This window comes from Collimonas pratensis (genome assembly GCF_001584185.1).
GTDB lineage: Bacteria > Pseudomonadota > Gammaproteobacteria > Burkholderiales > Burkholderiaceae_D > Collimonas > Collimonas pratensis.
Genome location: NZ_CP013234.1, coordinates 2602810 through 2622916, shown reverse-complemented (window position 1 = coordinate 2622916; position 20107 = coordinate 2602810). Strand labels below are relative to the sequence as shown.

At 58.7% G+C, this 20107-nt stretch carries 16 protein-coding genes; 3 read left to right on the top strand and 13 right to left on the bottom strand.

What is annotated here, in order from left to right:
- Nucleotides 1-264 precede the first annotated feature (264 nt).
- The gene (locus tag CPter91_RS26930) at nt 265-441 is read left to right on the top strand and encodes a hypothetical protein (RefSeq protein ID WP_167595161.1); all 177 of its coding nucleotides are present in this window, start codon (nt 265-267) and stop codon (nt 439-441) included.
- A 264-nt stretch (nt 442-705) separates the two neighbouring features.
- On the opposite strand, the gene oxlT is transcribed toward CPter91_RS26930, so the two are convergent.
- The 4 genes from oxlT to CPter91_RS11900 form a co-directional block, all read right to left on the bottom strand.
- Nucleotides 706-2022 carry an oxalate/formate MFS antiporter gene (oxlT, locus tag CPter91_RS11915; protein WP_061940459.1) on the bottom strand — a complete coding sequence of 439 codons (1317 nt, stop codon included), beginning with the start codon at nt 2020-2022 and terminating at the stop codon, nt 706-708.
- Between the two features lie 174 nt (nt 2023-2196).
- Entirely contained in the window at nt 2197-3207 is a 1011-nt protein-coding gene (locus CPter91_RS11910) for a 2-dehydropantoate 2-reductase (RefSeq protein WP_061940457.1), read from the bottom strand.
- A 46-nt stretch (nt 3208-3253) separates the two neighbouring features.
- On the bottom strand, nt 3254-4021 hold the full coding sequence (locus tag CPter91_RS11905; RefSeq protein ID WP_061940455.1) for a fumarylacetoacetate hydrolase family protein: 768 nt from the start codon (nt 4019-4021) through the stop codon (nt 3254-3256).
- A gap of 161 nt (nt 4022-4182) precedes the next feature.
- On the bottom strand, nt 4183-4518 hold the full coding sequence (locus tag CPter91_RS11900) for an HAD family hydrolase (RefSeq protein WP_061940453.1): 336 nt from the start codon (nt 4516-4518) through the stop codon (nt 4183-4185).
- Nucleotides 4519-4687: 169 nt separating this feature from the next.
- Here CPter91_RS11900 and CPter91_RS11895 point away from each other — a divergent pair, with 169 nt between their 5' ends.
- Complete coding sequence (locus tag CPter91_RS11895) at nt 4688-5617, top strand: LysR family transcriptional regulator (RefSeq protein WP_061940451.1); 930 nt, start codon at nt 4688-4690, stop codon at nt 5615-5617.
- Nucleotides 5618-5625: 8 nt separating this feature from the next.
- Here the strand turns inward: CPter91_RS11895 and CPter91_RS11890 are convergent, their stop codons facing one another.
- From CPter91_RS11890 to CPter91_RS11880, 4 genes are all read right to left on the bottom strand, one after another.
- Nucleotides 5626-6051 carry a DUF2442 domain-containing protein gene (locus CPter91_RS11890; protein WP_061940449.1) on the bottom strand — a complete coding sequence of 142 codons (426 nt, stop codon included), beginning with the start codon at nt 6049-6051 and terminating at the stop codon, nt 5626-5628.
- On the bottom strand, nt 6038-6286 hold the full coding sequence (locus tag CPter91_RS27720) for a DUF4160 domain-containing protein (protein ID WP_082792792.1): 249 nt from the start codon (nt 6284-6286) through the stop codon (nt 6038-6040). Before CPter91_RS27720 ends, CPter91_RS11890 begins: the two co-directional genes overlap by 14 nt.
- Before the next feature lie 149 nt (nt 6287-6435).
- Nucleotides 6436-7212 carry a crotonase/enoyl-CoA hydratase family protein gene (locus CPter91_RS11885; RefSeq protein WP_061940447.1) on the bottom strand — a complete coding sequence of 259 codons (777 nt, stop codon included), beginning with the start codon at nt 7210-7212 and terminating at the stop codon, nt 6436-6438.
- 92 nt (nt 7213-7304) lie between these two features.
- The gene (locus CPter91_RS11880; RefSeq protein ID WP_061940445.1) at nt 7305-12167 is read right to left on the bottom strand and encodes an NAD-glutamate dehydrogenase; all 4863 of its coding nucleotides are present in this window, start codon (nt 12165-12167) and stop codon (nt 7305-7307) included.
- A gap of 554 nt (nt 12168-12721) precedes the next feature.
- Between CPter91_RS11880 and CPter91_RS11875 the strand changes: the two genes are divergently transcribed.
- Entirely contained in the window at nt 12722-14140 is a 1419-nt protein-coding gene (locus CPter91_RS11875) for an undecaprenyl-phosphate glucose phosphotransferase (RefSeq protein WP_061940443.1), read from the top strand.
- A gap of 19 nt (nt 14141-14159) precedes the next feature.
- Here the strand turns inward: CPter91_RS11875 and CPter91_RS11870 are convergent, their stop codons facing one another.
- Genes CPter91_RS11870 through CPter91_RS26920 form a run of 5 tightly spaced genes read right to left on the bottom strand, consistent with a single transcriptional unit; the run spans nt 14160 to nt 20042 of the window.
- Nucleotides 14160-15443 (bottom strand): hypothetical protein, encoded by a 1284-nt coding sequence (locus CPter91_RS11870; protein ID WP_061940441.1) that lies wholly within the window; start codon nt 15441-15443, stop codon nt 14160-14162.
- 51 nt (nt 15444-15494) lie between these two features.
- Nucleotides 15495-16583: a glycosyltransferase family 4 protein gene (locus CPter91_RS11865; protein WP_061940439.1), complete on the bottom strand. Its 1089-nt coding sequence runs from the start codon at nt 16581-16583 to the stop codon at nt 15495-15497.
- The gene (locus CPter91_RS11860; RefSeq protein WP_150119668.1) at nt 16584-17636 is read right to left on the bottom strand and encodes a hypothetical protein; all 1053 of its coding nucleotides are present in this window, start codon (nt 17634-17636) and stop codon (nt 16584-16586) included.
- Nucleotides 17620-18843 (bottom strand): polysaccharide pyruvyl transferase family protein, encoded by a 1224-nt coding sequence (locus CPter91_RS26925; RefSeq protein ID WP_061940435.1) that lies wholly within the window; start codon nt 18841-18843, stop codon nt 17620-17622. Before CPter91_RS26925 ends, CPter91_RS11860 begins: the two co-directional genes overlap by 17 nt.
- Nucleotides 18840-20042, bottom strand: coding sequence for a hypothetical protein (locus CPter91_RS26920; protein WP_061940433.1), 1203 nt, complete (start codon nt 20040-20042; stop codon nt 18840-18842). Before CPter91_RS26920 ends, CPter91_RS26925 begins: the two co-directional genes overlap by 4 nt.
- Between the last annotated feature and the right edge of the window lie 65 nt (nt 20043-20107).

Below are 20107 nucleotides of genomic sequence, written 5' to 3'. Positions count from 1 at the left end.
CGGGCCGCGGCTGCGGTGGCAACACGCGCAGCCGATTTGATTACCGAAATGAAACTATTCCAGGATAGCCAAGCCGTTGCTTCAAGACCACACCCCTAAACAGCAGAAATGTTGTTGTATTCTGAGCCTGTCCGCCTATATTGCAGCGCAAGATATTGACAGATGGCATACCTGTTATCGGATAATGTCATTAGAAGAATGACTATTCAATCTCTATAATGCAAAGCAGCAAAAGAAGATTTCTACTTTGACAGGAGCACCACCATGACGACAGCAACCAATAGCTTCACCCCGGCGAACAACAGCACAGGTTTTTCCGCAAAAGTGGCAGGCGTTGCGTATGCCGTGGCTGCTACCGTGTTTGGCATCAACCTGCGCGAAGCGCTTGATGCGGAAAGCAGCAGCGACAAAGCTGACGCCTCCTACACCTGGGGCATGTAATTCCGGCCAGCGCCGATGCAGCAGCGCCGCCTGGGCGCTGCCAGTAAGTAATACGCAAGACAAAACAGCCAATCTCTGATTGGCTGTTTTTGTTTGTGCCGCAGGATCGCAGCGGTCCCCAGAGGGCATCTTTTGTTGCAGAACTTCCGTGCCGCAACATAATTTAGTTATGCGAACTTCTTATATCAATTGAGGAAGATAGGAAAAGTAGCGAGCTGCGTGAAGTGACTACGCAGCGGCGAGAATCGCCGCTGCGCTGCTTGCTTATGCCGAGTGCTCGACGATTGCTGAAGCACTGCTGCCGTGGGTCTCTTTAGCCGGCGCTGCGGCCGGCGCCGGCTTTTCCACCCAGCGCTTGCGCATCGGCGCCAGCACGAACTTGGCGGCGAGACCGGCGGCGATGGTGATCGCCGCCGCCGCGATGAAGACCCGGTTCCAGGCGCCGCCGGCCGACAGCACCGAGGTCAGCGGCACCAGCAAGGCGGCGGTTCCCTTTGCGGTATACAGCGTGCCGGCATTCCCAGCAGCGAACTTGCTGCCGAAGGTATCGGCGCAGATCGCTGGGAAGATGGAGAATATCTCGCCCCAGAACAGGAATATCAGAGCGGCAAACACCATGAACGCATAAGGATTGTGACCGTATTGCATCAGCCCGAGCAGCGCCACGCCCTCGCCGATAAAGACAATGAACATGGTGTTTTCACGGCCGATCTTGTCGGAAATGAAACCGCACAAAGGACGCGTGAAACCGTTGCACAGATTATCGATAGAGAGCGTCATGGTCAGCAACGGCAAGGTCACGCCAAGCAAGGTGATCGGCAGCTTGGCGATGCCGAAATCCTTGGCGATCGGCGCCAGCTGTGCGGTTGCCATCAGGCCACCGGCGGCCACCGCGACGAACATCACGTACATCACCCAGAACACCGGGGTCCGGATCATCTGTCCAGCCTTGTAGTCGATCTTGGTCATGGTCAGTTTCTTCGACACCACGATGCCTTTCGGCGGCGCCGGCCGCACCATCAGCATCGCCAGCAGGAAAATGCAGACGCCCTGCAGGATGCCGAAGAACAGGAAGGCGCGTTCATAGCCGGAGCTCTGGATCATGTTGGCGATCGGGATCACCGTCACCGCCGCGCCGGCGCCGAAGCCTGCCGCCGTCATCCCGGCCGCCAGGCCGCGCTTGTCCGGAAACCATTTCAAGGCGTTGCCGACGCAGGTGCCGTAGACGCAACCGGCGCCGACGCCGGCGATGATCGCCGCTGCATATAGTTCGAACAGGCTGGTCGCCATCGAATTGATCACCCACCCGGCCGCCGCAAAAATGGCGCCGACGGCAATCACCGGACGCGGTCCGAACTTGTCGACCAGCCAGCCTTCGATCGGCACCAGCCAGGTTTCAGTCACGATGAAAATTGAAAACGATAGCTGAATCGCCGCTTGTCCCCAATGATGCTTGGCATCCATCGGCGTCACGAACAAGGTCCACGCATATTGCAGATTGGCGACTAAGCCCATGCAGATAATACCGATAATCAGTTGGATCCACCGATTAGGGGCGCCCTTGGAATTGCTGGTTTCCATGCGTCTTGTCTCCTGATATTTTAGGCTGCTTATATTTTTATCTGTTGCGACAGCTGACGGATTGCGGCGATGCGCACAATAGGTGCGATGCCTGATTCTGGGGTGGTTTTCCTGGCCATTCCTTGACGCCGGTCAAGATTGTGCACCGCTGGCAAATTTAGTTTTGTACCGGCCTCAGGCCACCCTTCGCAGCTGCAATTGCCCGCGCTCTTCTTCGAAGGTCTTGGCCAGCAGTTTCACCAGCGCATAGACCGTATCCAGCTGCGGCGTCGGCGTTGCTGTCAGGCGGCCCAGCTCGATCACCGAACCCACCAGGGCATCAATCTCCAGCGCCCGGCCCGCCTCCACGTCTTTCAGCATCGAGGTCTTGTGCTTGCCGATTTTTTCGGCGCCGGCGATGCGCTTGTCGAGCGGCACGCGGAAACTGATGCCCAGTTTGTGCGCAATCGTCTGCGCTTCTGTCATCAATGCGGCGGCCAGTTCGCGCGTCAAAGGGAACTGGCAGATATCGACCAGGGTTGAATGGGTCAAGGCGCTGATCGGATTGAAGCTCAGGTTGCCCCATAGCTTGAGCCAGATTTCAGAACGGATATCGTCCAGCACCGGGGCCTTGAAACCGGCTTTGGTGAACGATTCTGAAATGCGCTGCACACGTTCGCTATGCGAGCCGTCAAGCTCGCCCAAGGGAAAGCGTTCGCCCTCGAAATGGCGCACCACGCCAGGCGCGACCTGCTCCGATGCCGGATAGACCACGCAACCGATGACGCGCGCCGGCGGAATCTGCTGGCTGAGCTTGCCGCTCGGATCCACCATCTTCAGGCTGCTGCCTTCCAGGGCGCCGCCGGTCTTGTGGAAATACCAATAGGGAATCCCGTTCTGCATGGTGACGATGCTGGTTTGCGGTCCCAGCAAGTGGTGCAGCTCGTGTCCCACGGCGTCCAGCTGATGCGCCTTGAGCGCCAGGATCACCAGATCCTGCGGCCCGGTTTTGCGGTAATCGTCGCTCGCCGCGACCTGGTCGGCCACATGTTCCGTGCCGTCTTCCATGATCAGCCGCATGCCGTTGCGCCGGATCGCCTCAAGATTGGCGCCGCGCACCATGAAGCTCACCTCTTCTCCAGCCAGCGCCAGCTTGGCGCCGACATAGCCGCCGATGGCCCCGGCCCCCACAATTGCGATTTTCATGATTGCTCCATATTGAAAAGTAAGAAATCAGGGAAGCGCCGCAACGCTATTCAAAGCGGTTGCCAAGTTTGCCGATGCCTTCGATCTCGATTTCCACCGTGCTGCCGGGCTTCATCGAGCCGACGCCGACCGAAGTGCCGCACAGGATGAGATCACCTGGATACAAACTCATGTCTTGCGAAATCAGGCTGACCAGCCGGGCCGGCGAAAACAGCATGTCGCTGACCGGGTAATCCTGCCGCAGTTCACCGTTCAGCCAGGTCTTGACTCTTAGTCCGTGCGGATCGATCCCGCTGGCCACTACCGGACCGAAAGGACAGAAAGTATCGAAACCCTTGGCGCGTACCCATTGCGCAAAGGTCGGGTCGCGATTCAGGATTTCCGCCGCGGTGACATCGTTGGCGCAGGTGTAGCCGAAGATATGATTGCCGGCATCCCGCTCTGCAACCTGGCTGGCAGTCTTGCCGATCACGATCCCCAGCTCCCCTTCGAACACCACCTTGCCGCCTGCCGCCGGCGCGCGGATGATGCCTTGCGGGTTGAGGTAGGAGTTAGGCGCCTTGATCAGGTACAAGGGTTCGAGCGGCGGCGCAAGATTCAGCTTGGCGCCTAGCGCGCCGAAGTTGTTCCACAACGCCAGCACCTTGCTGGGCGCGGTCGGCGTCAGCAATTCGACGTCGCCGGGATCCAGATACACCCCGCTGGCCTGGGCCTTGCCGAACATGCTCCCCTCCCAAAGCTGGATGCGCTTGCCCTCAAGCGTGCCGAAGCGGAGACTGTCCTGATGCATGAAGCGCAGCCAATGTCGTATCATTTTTTTCTTCCATGGAAAGCGTCGACGATCAGCTATGGCGATGGCTTGCCGGGCTGGTCCGATTGTGCGAGGACTTGTTGCCGCCAGCCTTGACGACGGTCAAGATTGCCGTTTTTTTAGTCGCCGCCGGCCGCAAGGATCCGGCCAATAGCGGCTACTATTCAGATACCGGTTTCGGCGCGCTGCACTTCCGCCCAGTTGACGTTGAGCCCAGGGCGTGAGCCGCAAGCCGCAAGATTTTCCAGGCAGCGTGCCCTGGCGCTTTCAATCGCACCGATCAGGAAATCCGCATCATAGGCATTCAGCAAATGCGGCTGGTGCAGCTCAACGTAGGAGCAGACCAGGTGCTTGCCGGCGCTGCGCGCCAGCAAGGAATGGTAGGTATCGAGATCCCAGTGCCAGCTCAGGCCAAGTTCGTGGAACGCGGAGTTATAAGCGAACAGCGAGGTTTCTTCGGATGGGTTGATGAGTGCCGGATCGAGCGTGATGCTAGCCATGATGCATTTCCTCCAAGTGAGGCGCCACAGCGCCTGGATTCATCTGCATCGTTGTGCAGAACTGAATCCATGCTAGGGAAAGCAGATGATTAGCAACAGTTAAAGTTTTTACGAAGAACGATTAGCAGCCACTTATGCACGAGTCAACAGCCTCCCATCGGGCAGCAAAATGAAAAACGCCACCTTGCGCCAACTGAAAACCTTTGAGGCCGTGGCGCGCCATCTCAGTTATTCGCGCGCGGCGGAAGAACTGCACCTGACCCAGCCGGCGGTTTCGCTGCAGGTCAAGCAGCTGGAAGAGCACGCCGGCCTGCCGCTGTTCGAGCAGCTTGGCAAGAAAATCTATCTGACTGCGGCCGGCATTGAAATGCTGCGCCACGGCCGCATGATCATCCAGCAGTTTCGTGAAACCGAAGACGCCATGGCGCAGCTGCAGGGAGTAGCCGGCGGCAGGCTGAACGTTGCAGTGATCAGCGCCGGCGATTATTTTTTCCCGCGCCTGCTGGCGGAGTTCCAGCGCAGCCACGACAATGTCAGTCTCAAGCTGACCGTCCACAATCGCGAAGAATTGCTGCGCAGCCTGCACGACAACCTGACCGATCTGGCGATCATGGTGCGGCCGCCCGAGGATGCCTGCATGATCCGACAGGCATTTGCGCCCCACCCTTACGTCATCGTGGCGTCGCCCCAGCATCCACTGGCGAACAAGAAGAACATTTCAAGGACACGCTTGCTGCGCGAGCCCTTCATCGTCCGGGAACGCGGTTCCGATACCTGGCTGTCGATGCGGGAGAGTTTTGGCGAGCAGCTGGCGCAGATCAATGTCGCCATGGAAATCAAGAGCTTTGAAACCATCAAGCAGGCGGTGATCGCCGGCATGGGCATCAGCTTTTTGTCAGTCCATACCATCAGCCTGGAACTGCAGGTAGGCAATCTGGTGGTGCTGGATGTGGAAGGATTTCCGGCGATGCTGAACTGGTACGTAGTGCATCGCCAGAACAAGCAGCTGCCGCCGGTGGCGATCGCTTTCGAGAATTTCCTGATGAACGATGGCGCCGCCTTGATCGAAAAATTCACTCGCTACAAGTTACAAAGCTGAGGAAGCGTTCAGACCGCACTCCGCTCTTTATGCTTTCTGGGGCGGCCGCCCAGCTTGCCGTTTTCCCGCGCAGCCTTGCTTTTCGCTTCGCTGGATGCCTTGCCGCCGATCTTGCCGATCTCGGACGCCATCCAGCGCTTCGAGCCCAGGAAACCTTCCAGCAACGCGGGTAAATATAAATCCGCGTCCAGATGAGGAAAATGGATAGCAAGGCCCGAGGGCGAAATTTCCGCATCGGCCAGCTCGGCAGGATGTGCATGCTCCAGTCCCTGCACCTGCCTGGGCGAAAATGCCAGCTCCAGTCCGGAGGCGAGCACGATAACGACGCGCGCTACGCGGCGGTCATAGCGGACCGACAGCACGCTCGGGAACAGGGCTTTCTTGTCCGCGGCGCGCTGATTGGCTGCTTCAAACTGCTTATCAGTAATGTCCATGCCATTGCCTCCATTCGTAGCAAAGAAACGCCAGATTAATATCCAGCCTGTTCGCTATCTTTGCGACTTCCTTCTGAGAAAACCCAAAGTTCTCTCGCAATTCTGGAGGACCATGCGGACAGTGCAAGTTGAACACTGCTTCACAACCATTCCTCACGACATGGACATGCGCTGGACGATGATCATTGGGATAAACCACTACGCGCAGCCCGAAAATTGCAAGTATAGTCGGCATTGTAACATAAACCCAATCTGCTTGGGTTATTAGATATCAGGACAAGGCCAAACCCTACCCTAAGCCGATCTAAGCAAATTCCCTAAACCGCCGAATCGCGGCGCGACAAGAGCCGCATTTACGGCAATGACCCGCGCCATCAAGCCATATCAGGCATCAAACCGGCCATGGCGTCCCGCTCCAAGCGTGAACCTGGACGCGCCGTCCTCCCCTTCGCCGAACACGATCGGCACGCCATGCGCACCTTCGCGCCGCAACGCTTCGGCCAACGGCAAATCCCACTGCTCGTAAGCCGAGCTGCGATCGGTCAGCATGCATTGCTGGGGAAAACCAGCGATCTGGCGCGCCAGGTCCTGCGCCGCCAGCAAGGCGCCGCCGGCCGGCGTACTGCGATTAATCAAGCCCATCGCCAGCGCCTCGGCGGCGGCCACCGGACGGCCGGTCAGGATCAGGTCGAGCGCCCGCCCCATGCCGATCAAGCGCGGCAGCCTGACCGTGCCGCCGTCTATCAGGGGAACGCCCCAGCGCCGGCAAAATACGCCCAGCACAGCATCCTCGTCAGCCACCCGCAGATCGGCCAGCAGCGCCAGTTCCAGCCCGCCGGCCACGGCACAGCCATTGATAGCGGCCACCAGCGGCTTGGACAGCGCCATGCGGGTCGGTCCCATCGGACCGCTGCCGCCGCCTTCGGCGTCGAGCTCGTTGCGCAGCTCCGGATCGCCGATGCCAGTGAGATCGGCGCCGGCGCAGAAATTGCCGCCGGCGCCAGTCAATACCGCCACCCGCAGCGCGGCATCGCTTTCAAAGCGCTCAAACGCCTGGTGCAGTTCATCGGCCATCGGGCGGTCGACGGCATTGCGCTTGTGCGGCCGGTTCATCGTGATGGTGCAGATACTGCCGTCGGTCTCGAATAAAATGGAGGGCATGGCGCCGCCTTTCTATTTACCAGTCTGCATTGGGCGCTGCAAGAACCGGCGCGGCAAGATCAGCCGCGCGGCTCCTTCCTTTCCCAGGCGTTTCAGTTGGTCGCGGCGTCGATCGCCCGCATTTCCCGCGCCGCCACCGACAGCATGGCGAGATCGACATTGCCGCCCATCTGGAAATCGGTCAGCAGGCGGCGATAACGTTCCAACGGTGTGCGACTGGCGGCTTGCCAGGCCTCGATCATTTCCTGCGACTGCTCCAGCGCCGGCGACAGCTGGATCACCTTGGCCGTCAAGGTGCGCTGCAAGCCGGTCAGGTCGCTCTGCAAGGCAGTCCGCGCCAGCGTCTGCCAATGCGAATCTACCGGCAAGGCGCTGGTCCGCTCCCGCATCCAGCCGAAATTCAGATTCAGATCGAGCGAAAAATACACTGCCGCCACCAGCTCCAGGCTGCGCCCGGTAGAAGCCGCGACTTCCGCGATATCCAGCACCGCGCCGATCAGTTCGGCGCTGGCGACCCGCCGCGCCAGCTGCTCAGAAACGCCGGCCTGGATCAGCGCATCGCGCTTGGCCTTGAGCGCTTCCGCATCACTGGCGGCCAGCAGCGACACCAGCTGCGGTCCGAGCTGATCGGCAGCCTGGCGGAAGCGCGCCACCGTTGCTTCGATCGAAGCCTCCTGTACATGGCGGTGCAGGAACCAGAAGCTGGCGTGCTCGATCAGGCCGCCGACATCGACGAACATCTGCGCCTGCAAGGCATCCGGCACCTGATTGTCGAGCGCATCGATGTCTTGCCAGATTTCTTCGAAACCGAAAACTTCGCGCGCAATCACGGTGGCGCGCACCACATCGGCCGGACTGGCGCCGCTTTCATCGGCCAGCTGATAGACAAAGGTAGCGCCGACCCGGTTGGTCAGGGTATTGACCAGATAGGTGGCGATGATTTCGCGCGCCAGCGGATGGCGCCGCATGGCCTCCGGATAACGCTCGCGCAGCGGCCGTGGGAAGTAGACAGGCAATGAAGCGGCGATGAACGGATCGGCCAGCAGGTCCGAGGCCAGCAATTCTTCATACAGCCACATCTTGTTGTAGGCCATCAGCACCGCTCGCTCCGGCGTCGCCAGGCCTTGCTTGGCGGTCTTGCGTTCGGCGCATTCTTCTTCCGACGGCAGGAACTCCACCGCACGGTCGAGGCGGCCGGCCCGTTCCAGGCTACGGATCAGGCGCGCCTCCGGTTCCAGCAGGCTGGCGGCGCGGCGTCCCGCCACCGACAGCGACTGCGTCTGGTAGTAATTATCGGTCAACACCTGCAGGCCGACCTCTTCTGTCATTTCGGCCAGCAGCTTGTTGCGCTGCTTCTCGGTCATCTCGCCTTCGCTGACGATCAGGCCGAGCATGATCTTGATATTCACTTCATGGTCGGAGCAATCGACGCCGGCCGAATTATCGATCGCATCGGTACAGATGCGGCCGCCTTTTTGCGCGAACTCGATGCGGCCGAATTGGGTGGCGCCCAGATTGCCGCCCTCCGCCACCACCTTGCAGTTGAGCTCGGCGCCGTTGACGCGGATGGCATCGTTGGTGCGGTCGCCGACCTGGGCATGGGTTTCACGGCTGGCCTTGATATAGGTGCCGATGCCGCCGTTATAGAGCAGGTCGACCGGCGCCAGCAGGATCGCCCTTATCAGCTCGGTCGGCGCCAGCTCGCTGGCGCCGATGCCAAGCGCGGCTTGCACCTGCGGCGTCAGCGGGATGGTCTTGAGTGTGCGCGGGAAGACGCCGCCGCCGCTCGAAATCAAGCTGCTGTCGTAGTCTGCCCAGCTGGAGCGCGGCAAGGCGAACAAGCGCTCGCGCTCGGCAAAGCTGGCGGCCGGATCGGGCGCCGGATCGAGGAAAATGTGGCGATGGTCAAAACCTGCCAGCAGCTTGATATGGCGCGACAGCAGCATGCCGTTGCCGAACACGTCGCCCGACATGTCGCCGATGCCGACCACTGTAAAATCCTGTTCTTGGGTATTGAGGCCGGTTTCGCGGAAATGGCGCTTGACCGCTTCCCAGGCGCCGCGGGCGGTGATCCCCATCTTCTTGTGGTCATAGCCGACAGAGCCGCCGGAAGCAAAAGCGTCGCCCAGCCAGAAGCCGTACTCCGCCGACACCGCATTAGCGTAATCCGAGAAGCTGGCGGTGCCCTTGTCGGCTGCCACCACCAGATAAGGATCGTCGGCATCGTAACGCACCACGTCGACTGGCGGCACCACCTTGCCGTCGACCAGGTTGTCGGTGAGGTCGAGCAGGCCGCGCAGGAAATTCTGGTAGCAGGCCACGCCTTCGCGCAGATAGGCATCGCGCTCGCTGGCCGGCGGCGCGCTTTTCAGCACGAAGCCGCCCTTGGAGCCGACCGGCACGATCACCGCATTCTTGACCATTTGCGCTTTCACCAGTCCCAGCACCTCGGTACGGAAATCTTCGCGCCGGTCCGACCAGCGCAAACCGCCGCGCGCCACCTTGCCGCCGCGCAGATGAACGCCCTCGAAGCGTGGGGAATACACCCAGATTTCAAACATCGGCTTAGGCGCAGGCAATCCCGGCACCTTGGACGGATCGAATTTGAACGACAGGTAAGGCTTCGGCTGGCCGTCGGCGCCACGCTGGAAGTAATTGGTGCGCAAAGTGGCGCCGATGACCCCGAGGAACTGGCGCAGGATACGGTCTTCGTCCAAGTTCGGGACTTGATCCATCGCCTCTTCAGTCTGCTCCAGCAAGGCCTTGGTGTTGGCTTCTGCGCTTGCGTCCTTGGCGCGCGCCGGGTCGAAACGCGCCAGGAACAGCTCCACCAGCTTGCGTGCGATGGCCGGATTGGCGGTCAAAGCCTGCTCGATATAGGCATTGCTGAAGGTCGAGCCGACCTGCCGCAGGTAGCGCGCATATGCGCGCAGGATGGTCACTTCGCGCCAGGTGAGGCGGGCCCGCAGCACCAGCCGGTTGAGGTCATCGTTATCGGCCTCGCCGCTCCATACGCGAGCAAAGGCATCCTCGAAGACGCCTTTGATGCGATCGATCTCGACTTCGCTGTCGTCCGCGGTCTGCATGCCGAAATCGTGGATCCAGGCCGGTTCGCCATCCTGCAGTTCAATACGATAAGGCCGCTCCTCATTCACTTTGACGCCCATGTGTTCCAGCATGGGCAGGCTTTGCGACAGCGCCATCGGCTTGCCGGCACGGTATATCTTCAGCCGCAGCGAGGCCGGCGCCGCTTCGATCGGGCGATACAAGCTCATCGCCAGGCCGGCATTCTTTTGCGCATCTTCCAGCAAGGCGATGTCGTGCACCGCGGCGCGCGCAGCGTAATCCTCGCGGAAACCGGCCGGAAACGAACCCGCATAGCGCCGCAGCAGCCGTGTGCCCTGCTCTTCGCCGCGCTGTTCCAGCAAAGCCTCCGCCATGTCGTCTTGCCAGCGCCGGGTAGCCTGCACGATGCGTGCTTCCAGCTGGGCGACATCGATCTCGCTGACGGTGCCAGGCTCGGTGCGGACGGTAAACTGGATGCGCGCCAGCATCGATTCCGACAACAAGGGCGTGAATTCAATGCCGGTGCCGTTGAAGGCTTCCAGCAGCAATACCTGAATCCGCTCGCGCAGTTCGGTATTGAAACGGTCGCGCGGTACGAACACCAGGCAGGAGACATAGCGGCCGAAGGCGTCGCGGCGTACGAACAGGCGCGTACGCTGACGCTCTTCCAGGCGCAAGATGCCGCTGGCGGTGTCGAACAACTCGTCTTCATCGATCTGGAACAGTTCGTCGCGCGGGAATTGTTCCAGGATAGTGGCCAGGGTCTTGGACAAATGGCCTTTCGGCACGAAGCCGGCGCGCTCCAGCACCTTGGCCACTTTGCGCCGCACCAGCGGGATTTCATTGGTCGGCACCATGTACGCCGTAGAGGTGTACAAGCCGACGATGCGGCGCTCGCCGATCACCTTGCCGGCGCTGTCGTAGCGTTTGACGCCGACATAATCGAGATAGCCGGCGCGATGCACGGTGGCGCGCGAATTGGCCTTGGTGATGAAAATCGGCGACTGCGCATCGATGATGCCCTGGGCGCTGATCGGCAGCTTGGTCATGTCGGCGCTCTCTGAGGTGCGTAGCGCATCGCGCAAGATGCCCAGCCCCGAGCCGGGGACGCCCTGCAGGTAGTTTTCACCGGCATTGACGATCAGTTCGTAGTCGCGATAGCCGAGAAAAGTGAAATGATCGTCCACCATCCATTCGAGGAAGGCGCGCGCTTCGGCGACTTCGCCTTTCGATACGGCGTCGTTGCCGTCCTGCTTTTTCAAATCGTCAATGGCGCCGCTGGCCGCAGCCATCATTTGCCGCCAGTCCTCCACTGCGGCGCGGACGTCGCCCAGCACCTTGAGCACGCCGGCCTGGATTTCTTCCATCCGCGCGGCTTCGGTGCAGCGGTCGATTTCGATATGGATGTACGATTCCAGCCGGGCCTTTTCAGCGTCCTTGCCAGCCGCTTCGCTGGCGCGCTGGATTTTCTCGACCTGGCCGCCGGCATCGCGCCAGACCCGGAATACCGGGTGGATCACTGCATGCAGAGTCAGGCCGAGGCGGTTGATTTCAGTACTGACCGAATCCACCAGGAAAGGCATGTCGTCATTGACGATCTCGATCACGCTATGGCCGGATTGCCAGCCATGTTCATCGATGCGCGGATTGTAGATCCGTACGCGCGGCGTGCCTGAGGTGAAATGCCGGCCGAATTGCCAGTGCGCCACCGCGGCGCCGTACAGATCGGCGCTGTCGCGGCTCAAAATCTGTTCTTCGCCTACCTGTGAGTAGTATTCGGCCAGGAACGGTTGCATGGTTGCAAACACGTCCGGCGGCAAGCGATCACGCGCAAATTCGACCATCTCTACCAGCTTCTGCTGTTTTCCTTCTGCTGCGGCGTTATGCATGATTTTCCTTCGAATAGCTAAATGGTTAACTTCTTCCGAACTCTACTCTGTTTAGATTCTACCTATCGCAGGCGCAAAACCACAGGCTTTTTAAAAAAACAACCCGCCGGCAATTTCCGTCATCGTGCGGTAAAGCGTTTGTGATATTTTTCCCGCCGTAAGATCGCAAAGACGCCGCGACAGCGCCACCCCTTGGACTGGCCTCTGCTTCTGAAATAACGCAACCGGCAGCTACCATCCTTGCCAGCTCTTTCCGGCACGCTCAAACGTCTATCTCCTCACGGACTATCCGCCCTACCCGCTGGCGGCGATCCCGCATTTCTCGCTAAAGACTCAAAATATCAAATTCATTAAATTCAGTTTAATCATTGAATTTAACGGAACATCGGCTTATGATGACTCATACGCCGCCGGCAATCGTCTTTTATCGTGCGCACTGCCAAGCCGCTGGACCGGCTCCATGCCTGGCGGCGGCCGTTAGCGACCGCCAGCAGCGCAGGCTGACATTGCCCATGCCGTCAAATGCTTTCTTTTGGACGTTTTTACTAAAAACCATGGCAAGCTCAAAATCCTTGATACTTTTCGAACGTGTGCTTACCTTCGAATTGCCGCAATGGCTGGTCGATGCGCTAATCCTTGGCGCCACCGCCCAGCTGGCCGGCCACTTCCATTTCAATTCGGCCATGACCACGACGGCGCCGATACACTCTGTACTCCTGTATTTCTGCTGTGCGCTTGGGGTGCTGACATTCTCCAAGCTCAACCTGTATACGGCCTGGCAAGACTGGTCCATGGCGGCGCTCTTCAGCCGGCTTGCCTGCGCCTGGGGCGCCATACTGCTGGCCGGTTACCTCCTCAGCGTCATGGTGCATGGGGTCGGCGCCCTGTCGCGCCGCTGGCTGGTGTATTGGTATCTGACCAGCCTCGCCTTCCTGGCCTTGCATCGGCTGCTGATCCATGCCTCGGCCTGTCATCTGCGCAAACGTGGCATCAACACCCGGCGCATAGTGATTGTCGGCTACGGCCCTATCGGCCAGGAAATGCACAAGCGCGCGCTACGCAATGCCGCTGCGGTCTACGACGTGCGTGCCGTGGTGGCCGCCGGCGAAACACTGGAGCAGCAGCATGATGCCGCCATCGATCACATCGCCAGCTACGACGCCATCCATCACTACGTCGTGACGCACGACATCCATGAAATCTGGATCACCCTGCCGATGAGCGCGGCGCTGCAGATGAAACAGCTGCAGCATTGCCTGCGCAATACCCTGGTCGACATCCGCTGGGTGCCAGATACGTCGGGCATACAGATGCTGAGTAGCCTGGCTGTCAATTTTCTAGGCATTCCGGCGGTAGAGCTGAATCGCCCTGCGCCAAGCGGTGCACACGCTATAGTCAAGCACCTGCTCGACAAGCTGTTTGCGCTAGCGGCGCTGACGCTGCTGGCGCCGTTGCTTGCGGTAATCGCCGCCTGCATCAAGTATTCCTCGCCCGGCCCGGTGTTCTTCAAACAGGCAAGGCTAGGGTTGAACGGAAAGAAATTCATGGTCTACAAATTCCGCACCATGAAGCTGCACCAAGAGCACAACAGGTTGACCCAGGCCACGCAAAACGATCCGCGCATCACCCGTATCGGGCAATTCCTGCGTCGTACCAGCCTGGATGAACTGCCGCAGTTCCTCAATGTACTGATCGGCGACATGTCGGTGATCGGCCCCAGGCCGCATGCGCTAGAACATAACGAGCACTACGAAAAACTGCTGGAGATGTACATGGTGCGGCATCGCGTGAAACCCGGCATCACCGGCTGGGCGCAAATCCACGGCCATCGCGGTGAAACCGATACCATCGATAAAATGGAGAAACGGGTGCAGTTTGATCTGTACTATATCCAGCACTGGTCGTTCCTGATGGATTTCCGCATCCTGGTGTGGACTGCCTTCAAGGGCTGGACCGGCAGCGCCGCTTATTGAGTATTGGACGGCCGGCGCGTTAATAGTAGAGCGTGACAGCCAGCGGCGCCGGACCAGCCTTCAACTCCACCACATCAGCGCCGCCAGGACAGGCGGCATCGGTCTGCGCTGGAAGAAACTGGCTGATGACGCAAGCCTTGGCGCCGTTCCGGGCGAATCGATAAGTCATCCCCGAGCGGGTAAGGCTGCTCCAGACCACATGAATCATTCTTTTTTCCTTGGCAGCCGCCTGGCTTTCCAGCGTCAACTGGTAGTTGTTGCCGCTGGCCGTGGCCGCGACCAGTCGGGTCTGCGCCAGCCTCGATAGCAAATGCCGCAAGGCCAGCAATGCCGGCTTCGGCTGGCCGTTGAAGCCGGTCAGGCCATAATTGCCTTCGATCGCGGCAGGATCACTCCCAGCATCCTTCCATGCATAAATATTCAGCAAAGAGAGGCGCACAAAGACGCTGGACAGATACTCGCGCAGAACCAGCAGCGCCTGGCCGTCCTGATCGCGGGTCGGGTAAAAGCTTGAATAGCCCCACTCGGAAGCAAGCACCGGGGCAGTGCTTTTTCCGTACTTGCCCATTACCTGGCGAACTTCCGCAAAATCGGCCAGCAACGTTTCAGGCTTCTCGCGATAGGGGTGGATGGAGATCCCGCTCAGGCAGGTCTTTAGCGAAACGTCTAGTAATTCGTCGTAGGGCGAACTGGAAGAAGCGCGTGGCATCTTGGAAAAGCCGAAGCCAAACACCTTGTAAGGCTGAGGATTTTTCTGGTTTTGCAAAGAATTGCAGATTTGCTGCACCGATGGCACCAGGCCCGGCCGCAGCAGTCCAGGCGTCAGGAAAGTCGGGATTTCCGGCTCATTCCACAACTCCCACAAAATATCCGGGTCGCGGTGCTGTTCCATGAAGCCAAGCGCAAAGTCCGCAAAATCGCTGGCGGACTGGCTGGCGGGCTGGCTGGCTTTTTGGCTGCCGCCAAGGTTTGCTTTCCGCTCGCCCCAGACGTCCGGACCACCAAACAATGTGAGAATCGGCTTCAGCTGTAAAGCATGCAGTTGCGCCAGCAAACCGGCGTAATCCGGATTTTTCCTGGCGACGGCGGCTACTGCCGGCCGCACGCCAAACCTGACGTACTCGAAACCGGCCTCTTTTATCCCCCTCAGATCCTGTTCCGTGATTTTGGCCGGATCGATCTGGATGCTGGCGGCAGTGGGATAGATCGAAGCTATATCATCGGTTCCAAGCGCTTTTGCCTGGGGGCTGCCCAGCAGGCAAAACATCAGCATCTGTATGGAAACACCGGTACGCATTTTCATGCACGCTCCTGGTTGCAATGTGACGACTTCGATGGCGGCGCCTGCAGCAAATCAGATAGAACCGCGCAATTGTCCAAACAGTTTCTGGTAACTGACAACGAATTGCGCCGGCGAGAATTTGTCCAGATAGGAGTGGCGCCCGGCGCGGCCATAGTTGCGCAAGGTAGTGAGATCCAGCTCATTCAACTTCTCAGCCAGGTCGGCAGCCGTGCAATTGAACACCAGCCCATTGACGGCGTGCTCGACCAGCTCGGGCAAGGCGCCGCGGTTGCTGGCGATTACCGGCACCGAGCTGCGGAAAGCCTCCAGCACAGTCAGGCCGAATCCTTCGTTGCGCGAAGGCACGATGAATACGTCTGCACGGTCATAGTAGCAGTCGATGTCTGCATGATCGACCCAGCCGTAGTAATGCACATTATCGGCGACGATTTTTTCGATCTTGAGATTGCCGAGCACCGCATCGCCGACGATATGGTAGACAAAATCCGGCCTGCTCTTTTGCAGGATATGAATCGCATCGACCAGGATGTCGTAGCCCTTTTCCCAATCCAGGCGTGCCGCGAACAGGACATGCAGACGGTCGCCCGCCTGGCGCTGTGCCTGGCCTCGGCTATCGCGGTCAAGCACGGTGCTCTGAATAAGGATATTTTTCTTTGAAAATCCATGCCTGCGATTGATTTCATGCTCGTGGCGGGAAATATTGACTACCGCGTCAGGTATGTAAGACATGCATCTTTCGACAATCCGACTCAGCTGTATCACCAGTTTGCTGCGATCGCGGAAGCTCGCCCAGCCATGCGCGCAATAGACAGTCTTGATACCGCGCCCGAGCCAAGGCTTGGCCAGGCACAAGGCGACGCCGGCGAAGGTGCTGTGCGCATACACCACGTCCGGCTTGCGTTGCCGCGCCAGCCGCACGATCGCCACCGCCAGCCGCAGCGGTCCCAGGCCTTTCCTCGAATAACCATGCGGCTGGACTTTCCTCGACGCTATCTGGTCCGTTTGCGCGGCTGGGATCAGGTATTCGAAATGGCAGTTGAAATCGTGGCTGTAATGCTCCAGCGTATCGAGATAGGTCGCGATACCTCCCTTGATAGTCTCGGCCACATTCAGGACGTGCAGCGGTTGCGTGCGATTCATTCAGGTCTCCTGGTCAAGGCCGTCTGGCCGGGCTGTCATCGATGCCTGCTGCATTTCTTCATGGTCCGGGACCATGTAACGAATCCCGAATACGCAAAAGGCGTAGGCGCTCAAATGCCGGAAGAACGAGCCCAGGTCGGGCTCAAAAAAAGTCTGGATAATGAAATTGGCCGCCAGCAGCAGAAACAATGGGTGGCCGTAGTTGCGCCTTTTGAAAAGAACGGCTGTAAGAAACCACAGCGTCGACGACAGAAAAATCTCCTGCACCCGCAAGGAAAACAGCGGCGCAAAATAAAAGCGAACGGCGGCAAATAGTGCGTTCGGGACGACGGTAAGCACGCCGTTAGGCGCCAGCAGATTCGTGAACATGGTCTTGGAATCCGACAAGCCCTCGCGATTAGCGTTGGCGACATCGCGCGCCTGCTGCAGCTGATCCCAGAAATCACCCGGTATCGCACAGCACAGCAGCAGCATGCCTATCACCAGGCAGAGACGCCATTTGCCGCGACTACTCGCAATCGCATACAGGGCTAGCATCAGGGCCGCAATGACTGCGTAGTACACGCGGAACTTCCATGCATACAGCAGGTAGAGGACGGTGACTATGGTGATTTTCTTGCGATCCGGCAGCTGCATGGCGCACACCGCACAAGCAGTCAGGTTAAGCATGATGACGATGACCTCTTTGGACAACTTGAGATTGAACAACGCAAACGACAGCATCAGCAGAAACGCGAACAGCAGGTCCAGCAGCCGGTAGGATTTCTTGCAGACATAGACAATCACTGCCGCTGTCGCCAGCAGCAGCAGGATCTGCGACCATTCCGGTCCGATCACGGCGTACACCAGCGCGGTGCTGGTAAACGAGTCCTGCAGGGAAATATCGAGATCCGTATACCTGATCAGGTCGGTAATCGTCTTTTCATCGATAAAAAAATAATCCGGAAGAAACACCCGCTGGTAGAAATAGATCAGGCCGCTCAACAGCAGCAGGAAGATCGCGCTGACAACCCGCAACTCAGGATTGATGCGGGTCCTATACAATGTTTTCATAATCGACCTTGCTGCCTATCCAGCGCCGTGCACCCGCGGCCGAATCCTGATGCACGGATGCATCCAGCAGCGCCGATACTTCTTTTTTCAGCCGCAGCGTCAGTCGCGCCTTTTCCGTACCGCACGATGCACGCGCGTGGCTCAGCAGATCAAGCGTTTTCTCCACATCCGGTATCGGCGACGGAATGAAAAACCTACTGCGGCCGATCAGTTCAAAGAATGACTTGACCTTGGCGTCCCAATTCAACCCGATCGCAGGTATATCCAGCGCATAAGCAACAATGCTGGCATGCAGCCGGTGGGCAATGATGTAATCGCAGGCACGGATGTTGGCCACCAGCTGGGCTGGCGCATTTGCCCTTGGCACGTTGACTATCTGCCGGCTATTCAAGCCGGCCGCCAGCGCGTCTTTGAATGCTTCATCTTCAGGAGCGCCGTTGGTAAAAAACTTGACCACATACCCCACTGCTATCGCCTGCAGCGCCAGGTTCTCGAAAAATTCTGAAATTTTCAGTTCATACGCGGGCTCGTTCTTGACGCCATGGTTGACTTCCAATGGGCAGGATATGCAAATGCCGAGCACGTTCCCGCCGGGCGCATGCTGAGGATGCTGCGCAAAGGTCCGCTGCGAATAAATCGCTGGATCTGGTGTGATGCAGACGTCTCCATGGATCGCGAGATATTTCTTCATGTGCTGGGCTGACAGCATGTCGCGCGCGCTGATTCGCACCGGCGCCATATTCTTTACCGCGCGTTGAAACAGGTTCGCGCCAATGTTCGACATCCGTTTCGATACACCCACTGAAAAGATGGCCACCTTGCCGGACTTGCCGATGGCTCTGATGGTCCTGGAAAGCAAAAACAGCTTGATCGGGAAATTCAGATGGATGTCCATGAAAAGCTGACCGCCGCCAATCACAACAAGATCGGCGTCGGCCAGCTGTTCGGCCCACTTATGACGCCAGCGCCACCAGTATTGCAGGCAGAAATAGGTGCACACAACTGACGGCCGCAGCCGTCCAGGCACCCGGTTTATCAAAGGTTTCCTGGAAACCGTGGAAGCGTCATAGCCATCGCGGCCAGCAATATCCAGCGCGCTTATCTGCGCGGCTGGCGCCAGCTCAGTCAGCAATTGACGGATATTTTCATAGATGACGCCATCGCCCAGGTTTGGGCTATAGGGAACAGCGCAAATCACGATTTTCATAGATGAATAGCCTTTAGATTTTTCTTGATCTGGTAAAACATGATCACGGACGCTGCACCCAGGCCGAACACCGTCGGCAGCAATACGTTGTTGATCGATCTGTGGCTGTTGAGGAGAAAAGCAAACAGGAAAAACAGAAAGCCGATGGCAACCGACCAGCTTGCGTGATGAGTCAGCCTGAGCGCCTTCAAGATCGTGCGCCCCCCCTGGATGGCCGCAAAGATGAATGGAAACAGGACATAGTCGCGCATGTTCAGGCCGGCATATTTGGCGCCGAACAGTAGCCCGACCAGCGACTCGCCCGCCGCCCACAGCAGCAGGCTGTATAAAAGGCTGCAGCCGAGCGTGACCAAAATGAAAGTGCGCGCCATGACCGAAAATTGTGTTGAACGCTCTTCCGCCAAGCGCGACAGTTTGGGCAATTGATAGTTTGAAATCGCAATATTCAGGTATTGCGCCGGCAGTACCAAAGTCATCACGACACGGAAATTGGCCGCCAGGTCGGCCTGCTGGCGCGACATATAGAAAATCACCAGTCCGTGCGTCATCGCCCATACCAGGATCTGGCTGAAGGTATTGTTCAGGCCGAAGCTCAGCCATGGCGGACTTTCAGGAGACGCACCGCTGAGCGGCGCCGCCTTGGGTGTTCTGCCGCCGCTGATCATTCCGCTTGCCAGCAGCAGCGGTAGCCCCAGGAAAATCAATACTTCATTGAGCTGATACGGACTGTCCTTGGGGATCAGGGCAATCGCCAGGCAGACACCGGCAAATTGCGACAAGGCCGGCAGCACCGATTTAAGACTCTTGTTTTCAAGAATGGCGATGGAGCGCACCGTCCAATAGGCAATGAAGCCGGCCAGGGAAAATACCAGCGCCAGGATGAAGTACGGCGGTGCATTGGGGATATGCATTACCAGGTAGATGGTGACCGGGATACTGGCCAGGGCAAGCGGCGCGTGCAGCTGCAGCAACAGCGACTTGCTGATGAAATGATCGGATTTCGAGAATACCAGCAGCGGTTCCATGACGGTGCAGCCATGGATGATGTTCAGCAGAATCACAGCCGAGTACACCGCTGAAAACGAGGCGAAGCCGGTCACGCTCAGATACCTGGCCAGCAAGGTTTGCGTGCAAAAAAACGATAAGGTAAAGATCGCCTGTTCAAAGATGACCTGAAATAGCGCGCTGAATTTTTTCATGGCTTCGGTTTCATTGATTTGACCGCGGTAATGACCTGAAGCAGGAAATGCCGGCCGGCTGCCTG

Coding starts and splice junctions, on each gene's coding strand:
- CPter91_RS26930 (WP_167595161.1), top strand. CDS start 265: ATGACGACAGCAACCAATAGCTTCACCCCGGCGAACAACAGCACAGGT.
- oxlT (WP_061940459.1), bottom strand. CDS start 2,022: ATGGAAACCAGCAATTCCAAGGGCGCCCCTAATCGGTGGATCCAACTG.
- CPter91_RS11910 (WP_061940457.1), bottom strand. CDS start 3,207: ATGAAAATCGCAATTGTGGGGGCCGGGGCCATCGGCGGCTATGTCGGC.
- CPter91_RS11905 (WP_061940455.1), bottom strand. CDS start 4,021: ATGATACGACATTGGCTGCGCTTCATGCATCAGGACAGTCTCCGCTTC.
- CPter91_RS11900 (WP_061940453.1), bottom strand. CDS start 4,518: ATGGCTAGCATCACGCTCGATCCGGCACTCATCAACCCATCCGAAGAA.
- CPter91_RS11895 (WP_061940451.1), top strand. CDS start 4,688: ATGAAAAACGCCACCTTGCGCCAACTGAAAACCTTTGAGGCCGTGGCG.
- CPter91_RS11890 (WP_061940449.1), bottom strand. CDS start 6,051: ATGGACATTACTGATAAGCAGTTTGAAGCAGCCAATCAGCGCGCCGCG.
- CPter91_RS27720 (WP_082792792.1), bottom strand. CDS start 6,286: ATGCCGACTATACTTGCAATTTTCGGGCTGCGCGTAGTGGTTTATCCC.
- CPter91_RS11885 (WP_061940447.1), bottom strand. CDS start 7,212: ATGCCCTCCATTTTATTCGAGACCGACGGCAGTATCTGCACCATCACG.
- CPter91_RS11880 (WP_061940445.1), bottom strand. CDS start 12,167: ATGCATAACGCCGCAGCAGAAGGAAAACAGCAGAAGCTGGTAGAGATG.
- CPter91_RS11875 (WP_061940443.1), top strand. CDS start 12,722: ATGGCAAGCTCAAAATCCTTGATACTTTTCGAACGTGTGCTTACCTTC.
- CPter91_RS11870 (WP_061940441.1), bottom strand. CDS start 15,443: ATGAAAATGCGTACCGGTGTTTCCATACAGATGCTGATGTTTTGCCTG.
- CPter91_RS11865 (WP_061940439.1), bottom strand. CDS start 16,583: ATGAATCGCACGCAACCGCTGCACGTCCTGAATGTGGCCGAGACTATC.
- CPter91_RS11860 (WP_150119668.1), bottom strand. CDS start 17,636: ATGAAAACATTGTATAGGACCCGCATCAATCCTGAGTTGCGGGTTGTC.
- CPter91_RS26925 (WP_061940435.1), bottom strand. CDS start 18,843: ATGAAAATCGTGATTTGCGCTGTTCCCTATAGCCCAAACCTGGGCGAT.
- CPter91_RS26920 (WP_061940433.1), bottom strand. CDS start 20,042: ATGAAAAAATTCAGCGCGCTATTTCAGGTCATCTTTGAACAGGCGATC.